The sequence below is a fragment of the Bradyrhizobium daqingense genome (assembly GCF_021044685.1).
In the GTDB taxonomy this organism is placed as follows: domain Bacteria; phylum Pseudomonadota; class Alphaproteobacteria; order Rhizobiales; family Xanthobacteraceae; genus Bradyrhizobium; species Bradyrhizobium daqingense.
Genome location: NZ_CP088014.1, coordinates 3,215,393 through 3,228,782, shown reverse-complemented (window position 1 = coordinate 3,228,782; position 13,390 = coordinate 3,215,393). Strand labels below are relative to the sequence as shown.

Below are 13,390 nucleotides of genomic sequence, written 5' to 3'. Positions count from 1 at the left end.
TATCCGAGAGCGCTAGGTCCCCTTCGGCCGCACGATGGCCCAGCCGATGCGCAGCAGCTGCTGGCGGCCGGTAACCAGCCATTCGAAGGCGCGCGGGACTTCCGGCACGATGCCGGGGAAGCGCTTCAGGATCTCCGGCGGCGGCGTGCCCGCGGTGTCGGAAGCGCGCCAAACCACGACACCGCCGGTCTCTCTGAATTTGGTCTGGTTCATCCACGGCGTGCGCGCAGGATCGTCGTCGATGAACAGATGCGGCCGGCCGGAATGCAGCGTGATCAGGCTCGCAAGCTGAGTCTCGCCGGCGACCGCGCGCAGGCGTTGGTTGGTGCGGCGGGCAAAGCTTTCGTCGAAGAAATCCGCGATGGCGCGCCCCGGCATCGAGGTCGCGATCTCGTTGGTGCCGGTCCAGGGCATGAGCAGGACGGCAAGCACGACGCCGATGGCAGGCGCCACGACCGCGGCGGCCCAGACCATGCGCAGCATTCGCGCGCGGCGCATCGCGATCAGATCGCCGGCGGCAACGACCACGGCGAGGCCCGACATCAGCAGCACGACGCCGGCGCCGCCGACGACGGATTCGAGCCCGAGCAGGCCGGAGATCAGCACCGCGCCGAGTGCGGGCGCGACCGCGAAGAAATAGACGAAATTGCGCGCGAGCGGCGCGACCGGCGGCCGGTAGATGATCGGCGGCTCCTCGCCCTTGCCGGCAAACAGGCCGGTATTGAGGAAAGTCAATGCGGGGATCGCCGCCGCGCCAAGCACGAGCCCACCAAGCAGCCAGGCTGCGTGCAGCGCGCGCGCGTTGAGCTCGGATCCCTGCGGCAAGGCCGGCAGCGTCAACGTCTCGGCACGCATCAGCCAGACCGCATAGGGCAGCGCCAGCACGGCGACCACGATCAATGCGAACAGCGGATCGAGCCCACGCAACGTCCTGCGGCCGCCGGCGGTCGAAACCGCGAAGGCGACGATCAACAGGAGGAGGAAGATCGCGGCAGGCGTCGTGAGCAACAAGAGGCCGGCCTCGATCGACCAGGCAAACCAGGCATTGCCGCGGCGCTGGCCGATGATTTGCCAGGAGTGCAGCAGCAACAGCGCCCAGAGCGGCCGCGCCAGCACCAGGGGCCCGAAGTCCAGCGCAGGCGAGGAGAAGGCCAGCACCGTCATGGTCAAGAGCACGGCGAGCACCGCCTGCTGCGAGCCGACCACGGCGCGGGCGAGATGATAGAGCGCAATGAAGGTTGCGATCTCGCAGAGCTGGGCGAGCACATAGACGCCCAGCATGTGGCCGCCGGCGGCGCGATAGGCGATGTCGGCCAGCCAGATCGGCAAGGGCGGGCCGAGATCGGTGCCGACCTGGTACTCGCGGCCGAAGGCCAGCAGCGTCGCAAGGGTGCCGGGCGGGCTGCGGTAGAACACCAGCGCGACGAACAGCCACATCGCAGCCTGCAGCAGCACGGCGATCCACACGATCAGCCGCGGCCGGGCGCGAATGAGCTCGATGACCAGGGAGGTAAACCGCATGCAACGTCCGAAAGATGCAGCCAACCCGTCCAGCCGGCCCTATTCGCTCATGGCTACTTTGATAAGGGGCGCTGTGCGTCGTGGCAACCGCTGCAGGTCGTCATGCCGAGGCTTGTCCCAGGCATCCACGTTCTTCCTGCCGCGGGAAAGACGTGGATGGCCGGGTCAAGCCCGACCATGACGGATGGAGAAGCCGTGGAGCCAACCCTAGAGATTTGCCGTCGCGTTGATCTCCACGGCCGCCTCCACCTGCACCTCGACCTCGGTCACCGTGAACAGGTCCTGCACCGGCTCGACCGTCCACGGCATGTGCTTGGCGCGAGCGGCGGCGACGGGGGCGAAGAAGCTGCGGTGGTGGATGGAGGGGCCGAGACGGTCGAGGGCGTCGAGATGCTCGGGGACGGCGTAGCCCTTGTGTTGCTCGAAGCCGTAGCCGGGGCAGTCCTGTGCCAGCGCGCACATCAGACGGTCGCGGGTGACCTTGGCGACGATGGATGCCGCCGCGATCGACGACACGATGCCGTCGCCGCCGATCACCGCCTCGCAGTCGCATTCGGTATCGAGCCGATCGCGGCCGTCGACGAACACGTGCCGGGGCTGTTCGGGCAAAGCCACCACCGCGCGCTTGAGCGCCCACAACGAGGCACGCAGGATATTGTCGCGGTCTATTCGCGAGGGCGAGGCGACGGCGACAGAGACCTGCGCGGTGGCGCAGATCTTGTCGAACAATTTTTCGCGCTCCTCGGCGGTCAGCCGCTTGGAATCGTCGATGCCGCGCGGGATACGGTCGGGATCGAGGATCACCGCCGCCGCCACCACGGGGCCGGCGAGCGGGCCGCGGCCGGCCTCGTCGCAACCGGCGACCGGCCAGACGCCGCGCTTGATCAGCGCGCGCTCGCGGCGGAAGCTCGGCGGCGCGATGGCGATGATGCCCTTCTTGCCGGCAGGAGCTTTGGCCGCCTTGCCGGGCGTAGCATCCTTCGCTGGTGTGCCCTTCTCTGGCGCACCCCTGGCCGGCTTCTTGGCAGACTTGTCCCGAATCATGCCGGGATCGTGCGCAAGCTGCCCGGCCGGCGCAACCGGGAACCCGAGATAATTCCCGCTATTCAGGCTGGCCCTACGCCGCCAGATGCACCCGTCGGTCTTCACCGACCTCGATGCCGGGAGCGACCACGGCCTCCCAGACATGGCCGTCCGGATCGGCAAAATAGCCGCAATAGCCGCCGTAATCGGTCTCACCCGCGGCCTTCAGCAGCCTCGCTCCCTTGCTGACCGCGAAGGCCAACACGGTGTCGACCTCCTCGCGCGTTGCGCAATTCCAGGCGAGCGTCATGCCGCGGAAGGCCTGCGGCCGCGGCTTGTCCGGCAAGGTGGCATCGGCCGCAAGCTGATCCCAGGGAAACAGGGCAAGCACCGGGCCGCCGGTATCGTAGAAGGCGACGGCGTCACCGGTTGCCTTCAGCCGGCGTGAAAAACCGAGCGCGTCGTAAAAAGCGATGCTGGCGCGGATGTCGCTCACACCTAACGTGATGACGGTGAGCCGCGGCACCGGCACGGGGAGTTTCTTGGCCATGCGAGCCTCTTCTAATTCTCCGGTCAGAACAGGCTGAGCTGATCACCGTTCCGCTTCGGCCGCGCGAAGTGATCCGTCGTCAGCCTGGAGCGGCGCTTGTTGAGGCCGAGCCTGTCGCAGGCGATCTCGAAGCGGCGGCCGATGGTCCAGGCCATTGGGCCGGTTCCCTTCATCCGCTCGCCCCATTTCGCATCGTAGTCGCGGCCGCCGCGCATGTCGCGGATCAGCGTGAAGACGTGCCGATAGCGATCCGGATAGTTCGCCATCAGCCATTCGCGGAAGAGATCGCGCACCTCCAGCGGCAGCCGCAGCAGCACGTAAGCAGCTTCCTTGACCCCGGCATGGGCGGCGGCATCGAGGATGCGCTCGATCTCGGAATCGTTCAGCGCGGGGATCACCGGCGCGACCATCACCGTCGTCGGAATGCCGGCCTCAGAGAGCTGCTTCAGCGCCTCCAGCCGCTTCGGCGGCGTCGAGGCGCGCGGCTCCATGGTGCGTGCGAGCTTCGGATCGAGCGTAGTGACGGAGATGGCGACCTTGGCGAGATTGCGCTTGGCCATCCGCGAAAGAATGTCGATATCGCGCACTACCAGCGCCGATTTGGTGACGATGCCGACGGGATGGCCGGCGCGCTCCAGCACTTCGAGGATGCCTCGCATGATCTTCCGCTCGCGCTCGATCGGCTGATAGGGATCGGTGTTGGTGCCGATCGCAATCATGCGCGGCTCATAGCTGGACGCGGCGAGCTCCTTCTCGAGCAGCGTCGGCGCATCGGGCTTGGCGAACAGTTTCGACTCGAAGTCGAGCCCGGGCGACAGGCCGAGATAGGCGTGGGTCGGCCGCGCGAAGCAATAAACGCAGCCGTGCTCGCAGCCGCGATAGGGATTGATCGAGCGGTCGAAGCCGATATCGGGGGAATCGTTGCGGGTGATCACCTTGCGCGAGGTGTCGACGCCGACGCTGGTCTTGAACGGCGGCAGCTCCTCGAGACTCTGCCAGCCATCGTCGAAGGCGACCCGCGCCTCGGCCTCGTAACGGCCGCTGGCGTTGGACTGCGCACCCCGCCCGCGCCGGCGCGCGCGGCCGATGGCGACGCCAAGTTCTGGAAAGTCCTCCGGTAAGTCAGAGTCCGCACCCGCCGGCTCGGAGGGCGCCTTGACCGGCGGGTGCTTGAGAGCATGAGAGGATGCTGGACTCATGCCGCGAAGATAGCACGCGTCCAGAACAAATCAAGAACACAAACCAAAAGCGTGAAAACAACCCCATGCACAGTAGCGCCAATATTACGGGCGCACGCCTTTGACCTCCCGCAACACCCCTGTCACCACGATTTCGTTTGATGCCCGTCACGGATCGATCGCGCCGGAACACAGTTGGTGACGATCGCTGGGTGAAGGTCGGCAACAACATGACAAATCAACAACAATCGCGAGCGGCGAGCAACGACCTCGATCTGCTCGATCGCTATTGGCGCGCTGCGAACTACCTTTCCGTCGGGCAAATCTACCTGCTCGACAATCCCCTGCTGCGCGAGCCGCTGCGGCCCGCGCATATCAAGCCGCGTTTGCTCGGCCATTGGGGCACGACGCCCGGCTTGAACTTCATCTATGCCCATCTCAATCGCGTGATCCGTGCGTTGGACATCAGCGTGATCTAGGTCTGCGGCCCCGGCCATGGCGGCCCGGGCATGGTCGCCAACACCTATCTCGAAGGCAGCTACAGCGAGATCTATCCCGACATCGCCCGCGATGCGGACGGAATGCGCAAGCTGTTCAGGCAGTTCTCCTTCCCCGGCGGCATTCCGAGCCACGCCGCTCCGGAGACGCCCGGCTCGATCCATGAAGGCGGCGAACTCGGCTACGCGCTGGTTCACGCCTATGGGGCCGCATTCGACGATCCTGATCTGATCGTTGCCTGCGTCGTCGGCGACGGCGAGGCGGAGACCGGCCCGTTAGCTGCGTCCTGGCACTCCAACAAGTTCCTCAACCCTGCGCATGACGGTGCGGTGCTGCCGATCCTGCATCTCAACGGCTACAAGATCGCCAACCCGACCGTGCTCGGGCGGATGCGGGACGAGGAGATCCGCGACCTCTTCCGCGGGTTCGGCCATGAGCCGCTGTTCGTCGAAGGCGACGATCCCAGATTGATGCACCAGACCATGGCCGATGCGCTCGACGTCGCACTCGCCAGCATCCGCTCGATCCAGCAGCACGCCCGCGACGGGCGCAAGACGATCGAGCGGCCGCGCTGGCCGATGATCGTGCTGCGCAGCCCCAAGGGCTGGACCGGGCCGAAGGAGGTCGACGGCAAGAAGGTCGAAGGCTTTTGGCGCGCTCACCAGGTTCCCGTTTCAGGCTGCCGCGACAACCCTGCGCACCTCAAGGTGCTCGAAGACTGGATGCGCAGCTACGAGCCGGACAAGCTGTTCGATGACAACGGTGCACTCATTCCCGAGCTTCAGGCGCTGGCACCCGACGGCCAGCGGCGGATGGGCGCCAATCCGCACGCCAATGGCGGTCTCCTCAAGAAGGAGCTGAAGCTGCCGGACTTCCGCAGCTTCGCCGTGGAGGTGCCGCAGCCCGGCAGCGTCATCGCCGAAGCCACGCGCGAGCTCGGCAAATTCCTGCGCGACGTCATCCGCCTCAATGCAAAGGAACGCAACTTCCGCATCATGGGTCCGGACGAGACCGCGTCAAACCGGCTGGACGCGGTGTTCGAGGCCACCGAACGCGTCTGGATGGAGCCGACCGAACCTTACGACGTTCATCTCGCGCAGGACGGCCGCGTGATGGAGGTTCTCAGCGAGCATCTCTGCCAGGGCTGGCTCGAGGGCTATCTGCTCACCGGCAGACACGGCTTCTTCTCCTGCTACGAGGCCTTCATCCACATCGTCGATTCCATGTTCAACCAGCACGCCAAATGGCTGAAGGTGACACGCGAGTTGCCGTGGCGCCGCCCGATCGCCTCACTCAATTACCTGCTCACGTCGCATGTCTGGCGCCAGGACCATAACGGCTTCAGCCATCAGGACCCCGGCTTCGTCGACCTCGTCGCCAACAAGAAGGCCGACATCGTCCGCATCTATTTCCCGCCGGACGCCAATACGCTGCTGTGGATCGCCGATCACTGCCTGCGCACCTATAACCGCATCAACGTCATCGTCGCCGGCAAGCAGCCGGCGCCGCAATGGTTGTCGATGCAGGATGCGGCGACGCATTGCGATGCCGGGATCGGCATCTGGAGCTGGGCCGGCACGGAGGATGCAAATGCAGAGCCCGACGTGGTGATGGCCTGCGCCGGCGACGTGCCCACATTGGAGACGCTCGCCGCCGTCGACCTCCTGCGCAAGGCGCTGCCTGACCTGAAGATCCGCGTCGTCAACGTCGTCGATCTAATGACGCTGCAACCCCGGGAACAGCATCCGCACGGCCTCTCCGACCGTGACTTCGACGGCCTGTTCACAGCGGACAAGCCCGTCATCTTCGCCTATCATGGCTACCCTTACCTCATTCACCGGCTGACCTATAACCGCACCAACCATGCCGGCATGCATGTGCGCGGCTTTATCGAGGAAGGCACCACGACGACGCCGTTCGACATGGTCGTGCTAAACAAGCTCGACCGCTATCATCTCGCCATCGAGGCAATCGAGCGCGTGCCGGGCCTCGCGACGAAGGCAGCACAGGTGAAGCAGCAGTTCCGCGACAAGCTGATCGAACACTCGCGCTATGTCCGCGAGCACGGCGAGGACATGCCCGAGGTTCAGGGCTGGGTCTGGCCGAACAGCGCCGGCGGCAACACGCCGGCCGAAGCCGGCGACTGAAGCCATGTCGGACATGGTCCTTGTCCTCAACGCGGGATCGTCGAGCATCAAGTTCGGCCTGTTCGAGCTGACGGCCGCCGGCCCTGCCCTGCTCTGCAACGGCCTGGTCGACGAGCACGAGGCAATGCCCCGGCTCATGGTGAAAAGTCCCGCAGGCGAGGATCTATTCGAGAAGCGGAGGGATGCGTCAGATACGGACGGCGGTCATCTGTTCGCCGACGTGCTGGCGTTCATCGAGGAGCGTTTCGGGGCGCGCCGCCTGCGCGCGGTCGGTCACCGCATCGTCCACGGCGGACCGGACTATTCCGGACCGGTCGTCCTGACGGACGAGGTCTACGCAAGGCTGGAGGCGCTGACGCCGCTGGCTCCGTTGCACCAGCCGCGCTGTCTGGAGTCCGTCCGCACCATCCAGGCGATCCAGCCGGATCTGGTGCAAATCGCGTGCTTCGACACCGCCTTCCACCACAGCCTGTCGCCGACGGCGCGCCGTTTCGCGATTCCCAGGCAATTCGAGCAGCGCGGCATCCGACGCTACGGCTTCCACGGCCTCTCCTTCGAATACATCGCCAGGCGCCTCGCCGAGATCGCGCCTGAGCTTGTTGCAAAGCGCACGGTCATCGCCCATCTCGGCAATGGCGCGAGCCTGTGCGCCCTGCGCGATGGAAGCAGCGTCGACACCACGATGGGACTGACGCCGCTCGACGGCCTCGTGATGGGCACGCGCTGCGGCACGATCGATCCCGGCGTGCTGCTCTATGTGCAACAGCACGAGAACATGTCCGTCGAGCAGGTCCAGCACCTGCTCTATCACGAGTCCGGCCTGCTCGGCGTCTCCGGTCTCTCCGCGGACATGCGCACGCTGCTCGCGAGCGGCACGGCCGCGGCGCGCGAAGCAATCGGTCTCTTCGTCCTCCGCGCGGCGCAAGAGATCGCGATGATGGCGACCACGCTCGGTGGACTGGACTGCCTGGTCTTCACCGGCGGCATCGGCGAGCATGCCAAGGAGATCCGTAGCGCGATCGGTGAGCGTCTTGGCTGGCTCGGCGTGCGGATAGATGCTGCTGCAAATGATGCCGCGCGCGAACGGATCGGCTGGGGCGATGGCGCTGTTGAGGTGTACATCGTTCCGACGAATGAGGAGCTGGCGATCGCGCGGCATTGCGCGGCGGTGCTGCAAGGGATGGAGATCTCGTCCGATTAGCGCGTGACGTCAGCCAAACCGTCATTGCGAGCGAAGCGAAGCAATCCGGACTGACCCTGCGGCGGGATTCTGAATTGCTTCGCTCCGCTCGCAATGTCGAAGAATGCGGCACGGCGCGTCCCACGACGCACCACGCGAGCGCGCGGAGACACCCCTGACCCAAGTGAGTTCGTATCTGCTTGCGTTGCTGCCCTCTCCCACAAGGAGAGGGCACAACAACACGCAGCTCGCTCGCGGGCTCCTCGATCGAGCGGCACGTTCGCTCCACCCCCGCCCTAATGCGGCATCCCCGACCACAACTGGAAGGACCCCATCGCGACCTCGATCAAAATCAGGACCACCACTGCGATCTCCAGGCGGAGCGAGCGCTGGGTATCGATGATGTCGGTCAGGGCGTTGGCGGTCTCCGACACGGCCGTGAGCTTGCGCTCGAGCGTGTCGAGGCGCTCTTTCAGCTCGTACTCGTCCTCGAGGCGGGCGTAGAGGCGGTCGAGCTCGGGCTTCTCCCAGAGCACATCGGGTTTCTCGGCCACCGCGACACGTCCGGCGACGCGCTGCTGCACCAGCAGCGCGTTGCCGATGAGCTGCAAGATCCCCTTGCGCCGGCGCGGGGTGCGGCCGTTCTCGGCGAGCTCCCGCGCGAACGGCTCGATCACGTCGAAGACCGCGGCGACGCGCCGCTCGTCGCGCGCGAGCGAGGTGCTCTTGGCGAGCGCGTCCGCAACCAGGAGCAGGCGGTCATCGGTGAATTTGGCGAGGCAGATCGGCCCGCCCGGCTGGATCGCCTCGGCGTTCTCGTCCTTGCACAGCTGCGCCTGCGCGGTCTCCTCCTCAGAGGGGCTGAGCTCGCCGATCACGCGCGGCTTCAGACTGTCGATCACGACCTTCTCCTCCGAAGGCAAAAGACCGATCAGCACCACGACGCCGTAGCGGAAGACCACGACGAGACCGGCATGGACGCGGAAGGCGGCCGGCGTCGAGGACACCAACGTGCCGAGCTCGAGGCCGGAAGCGTTGATGCGGTCGCCGAGCATCAGCGCGCGAATCCGCAACGTTGGCGCAGCGTCCTGCTTCGGCGTTGCGGCCGCGGCGCTGGCGGCAAGGTGATCGGCGTTCATGCAAAGCCTCCGTCGGCACAAATCCCATGCTCTTCCCGTTCGCCAGGGCGTTGCAGCCCGATCCACTACCTCTACGATTGCAGACGCGGCTGGGTGCTCCACGGTCGTCCGGATTAATACGGTCCGGATGAACTCGTGCCGAAACATTCGGCAGTATTACATCCTGCGCACGACATATTCGGCTGCGATGGAGTTTACCATTGCATGCCGAGACGCCGCCGGAAAGTTGCACTCGGCAGCGTCACGTGTTTATGACAACATCATGAAGAGCTACGCTTCTCCCGAATTGCAGACATTGAAGTCTCAATCATGCTGAGCGTCATCATTCCGACCGAGGGTGTCGAGCAGACGGCAGTCGCAACGCTGGCCGCGCTCGTTCCCGGCGCGGCTGCCGGCATCATCCGGGAAGTGCTCCTGGTCGATGGCGCCGGTAACGGCGTCATCGAACGCGTCGCCGACGTTGCCGGTTGCCGTTTCATCGGCATCGAGCCTTCCTCCCAAGCTTCCGCCTTCGCCGCCGGCGCACGCCAGGCTCGCTCGCCGTGGCTGATGTTCCTGCCGGCCGGCGCTGTGCTGGAGACCGGCTGGATCGAGGAGACCACCCAGTTCATCCAGGCCGTATCCGCGAGCGGGCGGGATCGCGCGGCGGTGTTTCGCTATGCGCGCTCACCTTATGCCGACACCGGAGTCCGCGACGTCCTTCGCGCCGTGGCCCGCAAGCTCGTGGGCCCGCTCGGCGATCAGGGGCTTTTGATCGCGCGCGATCATTATGATCGGCTCGGCGGATACCCGCCGCAGGCCCGCCGCGCCGAGGCACGGCTGCTCCGCCGGGTCGGGCGCTCGTCCCGCACCATGCTGCGCAGCCGGATCGTCATGGCCGGGTGACGGCGCCAGATACTTGCCAAAGTCAAATAATTATTTGACAATGGCAAGCATTGAGGTGACCTCATGGCAATCAACGGCATCGACGACCAGATCGCTGCGGTTCGCGCTTTCAACCGCTTTTATACCCGCAAGCTCGGCGTACTCGACCAGCACCTTGGACAGAGCCCGTTCTCGCTCAGCGAGGCCCGCGTGCTCTACGAGCTCGCCCATCGGGATGACATCGCAGCCAAGGAGATCGGCAACGAGCTCGGTCTCGACCCCGGCTATCTCAGCCGCATCGTGCAAAGCTTCGACGAAAAGGGGCTTATCACGCGGAGGCCCCTACCCGCCGATCGCAGGCAATACCAGCTCAGCCTCACCGCCAAGGGTCGCCAGATATTTGCCAAGCTGAATCAGAGCTCGCACAACGAGGTCGCGGCCATGCTGGCTCCGCTTTCGGCCGACGATGCAACGCGGCTGACGCAGGCGATGGCGACCATTGAGGCCGTGCTGGAGCAATGTCGATCCCAGCCTGCGGCTTTCATGCTGCGCAGCCACCGCGTGGGCGACATGGGATGGGTCATCTCGCGACAGGGCGCCGCCTATGCCGCCGACTACGGCTGGGACATCAGCTACGAGGCGCTGGTCGCCGAGATCTGCGCGCAGTTCATCAGGAACTACGACGCCGCGCGCGAGCACTGCTGGATCGCGGAAGTGGACGGCGAGCCCGTCGGCTCGGTCTTTCTGGTCAAGGCCAGTGACGAGGTCGCCAAGCTGCGCCTGTTGCAGGTGGAGAAGAAAGCGCGGGGACTCGGCGTCGGCCGCGCGCTGGTCGAGCAATGCATCCAGGGCGCCCGCGAGAGAGGCTACAGCAGGATGACGCTGTGGACGCAGAGCATCCTCGTCGCTGCCCGCGGCATCTACAAAAGTGCGGGCTTCAAGCTCGTCGCCGCCGAGCCGCATCGCAACTTCGGGCAGGATCTGGTTGGGGAGACCTGGGAAATGGATCTGTAGCGCTCTCGCAGCGAGCAAGATGCGCATGACCGTGCCCTCGCCCCTTGTGGAGAAGCCATGTCACCTGACCGACCAGAAATCGTAGGGTGGGCAAAGGCGCATTAGCGCCGTGCCCACCGATCAAGCCTTGCGGCAGACGTCGTGGGCAGCTTCGCTTTGCCCCTACGATACTGATCGTGTGACAAGACGCCCGAGAGCTATCCGCGACTATACCGTCGCGCCCTGCGCCTTCGGCCTTCGCAGATGCTCGTCCAGGCGCGGCATGATCTCGACGAAATTGCAGGGGCGCGTACGATAGTCGAGCTGGGCCTTGAGGATGCCGTCCCAGCCGTCGCGGCAGGCGCCGGGCGAGCCGGGCAGGCAGAAGATGTAGGTCGCGCCCGTGACGCCCGCGGTTGCGCGGCTCTGGATCGTCGACGTGCCGATCTTGGCGTGGCTCAGCATGTGGAACGCGATCGAGAAGCCGTCCATGCGCTTCTCGAACAACGGCTCGATCGCCTCCGGCGTGACGTCGCGTCCCGTAAAGCCGGTGCCGCCGGTGGTGATGACGACATCGACGCCGGCATCCGCGATCCAGCGGCGGATCACGGCGCGGATCGCCTCGACGTCGTCGGTGACGATCTCGCGCGCGGCCAGATGATGGCCCGCCTCGGTCAGGCGGTCGGCCAGCGTCTGCCCCGACTTGTCGTCGGCGAGCGCGCGGGTGTCCGACACGGTGAGCACCGCGATGTTGAGCGGGATGAACTGCTTTGTCTCGTCGATGGAGGCCATTGTGCTCTATCCTCTTGTGTCCCGGACGCGATGCAGCGCGTAAGCGCTGCTTCGCAGAGCCGGGACCCATCTGCTTGAACCGAGGCTGTGGGGCCCCGGCTCAGCAGCGCAGCGATCCATGCTGCGCCGCGTCCGGGGCACGAGGCCTCCGCTATTGCCCACCACCGAACGTGTTGCAGGCCTGGACCGTGCCCTGCTGATAGCCGGTCATGAACCACTGCTTGCGCTGCGCCGCCGAGCCGTGGGTGAAGGAATCCGGCACGACGCGTCCCGTGGCCTGGCGCTGCAGCGTATCGTCGCCGATCGCGCTCGCCGTGGACAGGGCGGCGTCGATGTCGCCGGGCTCGAGGAAGTTCGGCCGCTTCTTGGCCTCGCGATTGACCCAGACGCCGGACAGGCAGTCGGCCTGCAGCTCCACCTTCACCTGAAGCGCATTGGCCTCGGCCTTGCTGCCGGCCTGCTGCTGCAGGCGTGTCACGCGCGGAATGATGCCGAGCAGATTCTGGATGTGGTGTCCGACCTCGTGCGCGATGATGTAGGCCGTGGTGAAATTGCACGCCGACTTGCCGGAGCAGCCGCGGAAGCGGGTCTCGACCTCGCGGAAGAAGCTGGTGTCGAGGAAGATGGTGCGGTCCGGCGGGCAATAGAACGGGCCCATCGCCGACTGCGCCATGCCGCAGCGGCCGCCATTGGTGGCGTTGCGGAACAGCACGATCTTCGGACCGGTATAGGTCTGGCCGTTGGCCTGGAAGATCTCGGTCCAGCGGTCGTCGATTTCGCCGAGGATGCCCGAGATCATGCTGCCCATCTCGTCGGTGGGCGCGCCGCGCTTGCCGGAAGAGGACTGGCGATCGGTCTGGTAGGTCGGCGCATGGCCGCCGCCGGTGAGAATCTCGGCGCCGCCGATCAGGATGCGCGGATCGATGCCGAAGGCATAGCCGACCAGGCCGAGGATGATGATGGTGCCGATGCCGAGCCCGCCGCCGCCCATGGGCAGGCCGAACCCGCCGCCTCCGCCGCCGCCAAAGCCACCACCTTCGTCGCGACGATCCTCGATGTCGTCGCTGCGGCGGAAGTCATCGTAACGCATGGCGGCCGTCCCCTCGGGGTCCTGGTTCAAGTTCGTCGGTGCGCATCAACGCAAAAGCTCAACGCGCCACACACGTAAAATTTCCGTTGCTTTTATCAATATCGTGGCCGGCAAAAATTGCCTAGTGCGACAGCATGCCGGTGCCAGCAAATTTTTCCGAGGGTCGAGCAATTTTTTCCGAGAGAAATTTGCGGCCTTTTTGGAGCCTTGATTGCTTCCGCAACGCAAGCAACCGCGAAATACACTGTAAAACACGGCGTATGCGCACGACGACATGCACGCAGAACGCGATGCGAGCGTTGCCCACGAAAGCGGCGGGTTAAGTCGATTTTTACTTTGCCGCTTCAATGTAACGGTCAGTCGGTTGTTTGGTCCCGCGTCGCCGACAGCGTCGCCTGAGTCAGAGTTCTTGAGT

The 13,390-nt window shown here is 65.5% G+C and carries 10 protein-coding genes and 1 pseudogene; 4 read left to right on the top strand and 7 right to left on the bottom strand.

What is annotated here, in order from left to right:
* Nucleotides 1-12: 12 nt before the first annotated feature.
* From LPJ38_RS15395 to LPJ38_RS15380, 4 genes are all read right to left on the bottom strand, one after another.
* A complete protein-coding gene (locus LPJ38_RS15395; RefSeq protein ID WP_145636988.1) occupies nucleotides 13-1,521 on the bottom strand; it encodes a glycosyltransferase family 39 protein in 1,509 nt (502 codons plus the stop codon).
* 207 nt (nucleotides 1,522-1,728) lie between these two features.
* Nucleotides 1,729-2,565: a ribonuclease HII gene (gene rnhB / locus LPJ38_RS15390; RefSeq protein WP_145636984.1), complete on the bottom strand. Its 837-nt coding sequence runs from the start codon at nucleotides 2,563-2,565 to the stop codon at nucleotides 1,729-1,731.
* A 73-nt stretch (nucleotides 2,566-2,638) separates the two neighbouring features.
* Nucleotides 2,639-3,094 carry a VOC family protein gene (locus LPJ38_RS15385; RefSeq protein WP_145636980.1) on the bottom strand — a complete coding sequence of 152 codons (456 nt, stop codon included), beginning with the start codon at nucleotides 3,092-3,094 and terminating at the stop codon, nucleotides 2,639-2,641.
* Between the two features lie 23 nt (nucleotides 3,095-3,117).
* On the bottom strand, nucleotides 3,118-4,293 hold the full coding sequence (locus tag LPJ38_RS15380) for a PA0069 family radical SAM protein (RefSeq protein WP_145636977.1): 1,176 nt from the start codon (nucleotides 4,291-4,293) through the stop codon (nucleotides 3,118-3,120).
* A gap of 209 nt (nucleotides 4,294-4,502) precedes the next feature.
* On the opposite strand from LPJ38_RS15380, the pseudogene LPJ38_RS15375 reads away from it, so the two are divergent.
* Both LPJ38_RS15375 and LPJ38_RS15370 read left to right on the top strand, forming a co-directional pair.
* Nucleotides 4,503-6,917, top strand: a pseudogene (locus tag LPJ38_RS15375) (phosphoketolase family protein).
* A gap of 4 nt (nucleotides 6,918-6,921) precedes the next feature.
* Nucleotides 6,922-8,118, top strand: a complete 1,197-nt coding sequence (locus LPJ38_RS15370; RefSeq protein WP_145636974.1) for an acetate/propionate family kinase — start codon at nucleotides 6,922-6,924, stop codon at nucleotides 8,116-8,118.
* Nucleotides 8,119-8,393: 275 nt separating this feature from the next.
* Here the strand turns inward: LPJ38_RS15370 and LPJ38_RS15365 are convergent, their stop codons facing one another.
* Nucleotides 8,394-9,236, bottom strand: a complete 843-nt coding sequence (locus tag LPJ38_RS15365) for an RMD1 family protein (RefSeq protein WP_145636971.1) — start codon at nucleotides 9,234-9,236, stop codon at nucleotides 8,394-8,396.
* Nucleotides 9,237-9,545: 309 nt separating this feature from the next.
* Here LPJ38_RS15365 and LPJ38_RS15360 point away from each other — a divergent pair, with 309 nt between their 5' ends.
* Together LPJ38_RS15360 and LPJ38_RS15355 are read left to right on the top strand one after the other, a co-directional pair.
* A complete protein-coding gene (locus tag LPJ38_RS15360; protein ID WP_145636968.1) occupies nucleotides 9,546-10,121 on the top strand; it encodes a glycosyltransferase family protein in 576 nt (191 codons plus the stop codon).
* A 63-nt stretch (nucleotides 10,122-10,184) separates the two neighbouring features.
* Nucleotides 10,185-11,114, top strand: a complete 930-nt coding sequence (locus LPJ38_RS15355) for a bifunctional helix-turn-helix transcriptional regulator/GNAT family N-acetyltransferase (protein ID WP_145636965.1) — start codon at nucleotides 10,185-10,187, stop codon at nucleotides 11,112-11,114.
* A 207-nt stretch (nucleotides 11,115-11,321) separates the two neighbouring features.
* Here the strand turns inward: LPJ38_RS15355 and moaB are convergent, their stop codons facing one another.
* Together moaB and ypfJ are read right to left on the bottom strand one after the other, a co-directional pair.
* A complete protein-coding gene (gene moaB, locus LPJ38_RS15350) occupies nucleotides 11,322-11,885 on the bottom strand; it encodes a molybdenum cofactor biosynthesis protein B (RefSeq protein ID WP_145636962.1) in 564 nt (187 codons plus the stop codon).
* Nucleotides 11,886-12,036: 151 nt separating this feature from the next.
* Complete coding sequence (gene ypfJ, locus LPJ38_RS15345; protein WP_060736737.1) at nucleotides 12,037-12,975, bottom strand: KPN_02809 family neutral zinc metallopeptidase; 939 nt, start codon at nucleotides 12,973-12,975, stop codon at nucleotides 12,037-12,039.
* Nucleotides 12,976-13,390 lie beyond the last annotated feature (415 nt).

Excerpts from the sequence above, each read along its gene's own strand:
- moaB (WP_145636962.1), bottom strand. The coding sequence starts at position 11,885 with ATGGCCTCCATCGACGAGACAAAGCAGTTCATCCCGCTCAACATCGCG.
- LPJ38_RS15370 (WP_145636974.1), top strand. The coding sequence starts at position 6,922 with ATGTCGGACATGGTCCTTGTCCTCAACGCGGGATCGTCGAGCATCAAG.
- LPJ38_RS15360 (WP_145636968.1), top strand. The coding sequence starts at position 9,546 with ATGCTGAGCGTCATCATTCCGACCGAGGGTGTCGAGCAGACGGCAGTC.
- ypfJ (WP_060736737.1), bottom strand. The coding sequence starts at position 12,975 with ATGCGTTACGATGACTTCCGCCGCAGCGACGACATCGAGGATCGTCGC.
- LPJ38_RS15355 (WP_145636965.1), top strand. The coding sequence starts at position 10,185 with ATGGCAATCAACGGCATCGACGACCAGATCGCTGCGGTTCGCGCTTTC.
- LPJ38_RS15365 (WP_145636971.1), bottom strand. The coding sequence starts at position 9,236 with ATGAACGCCGATCACCTTGCCGCCAGCGCCGCGGCCGCAACGCCGAAG.
- rnhB (WP_145636984.1), bottom strand. The coding sequence starts at position 2,565 with ATGATTCGGGACAAGTCTGCCAAGAAGCCGGCCAGGGGTGCGCCAGAG.
- LPJ38_RS15385 (WP_145636980.1), bottom strand. The coding sequence starts at position 3,094 with ATGGCCAAGAAACTCCCCGTGCCGGTGCCGCGGCTCACCGTCATCACG.
- LPJ38_RS15380 (WP_145636977.1), bottom strand. The coding sequence starts at position 4,293 with ATGAGTCCAGCATCCTCTCATGCTCTCAAGCACCCGCCGGTCAAGGCG.
- LPJ38_RS15395 (WP_145636988.1), bottom strand. The coding sequence starts at position 1,521 with ATGCGGTTTACCTCCCTGGTCATCGAGCTCATTCGCGCCCGGCCGCGG.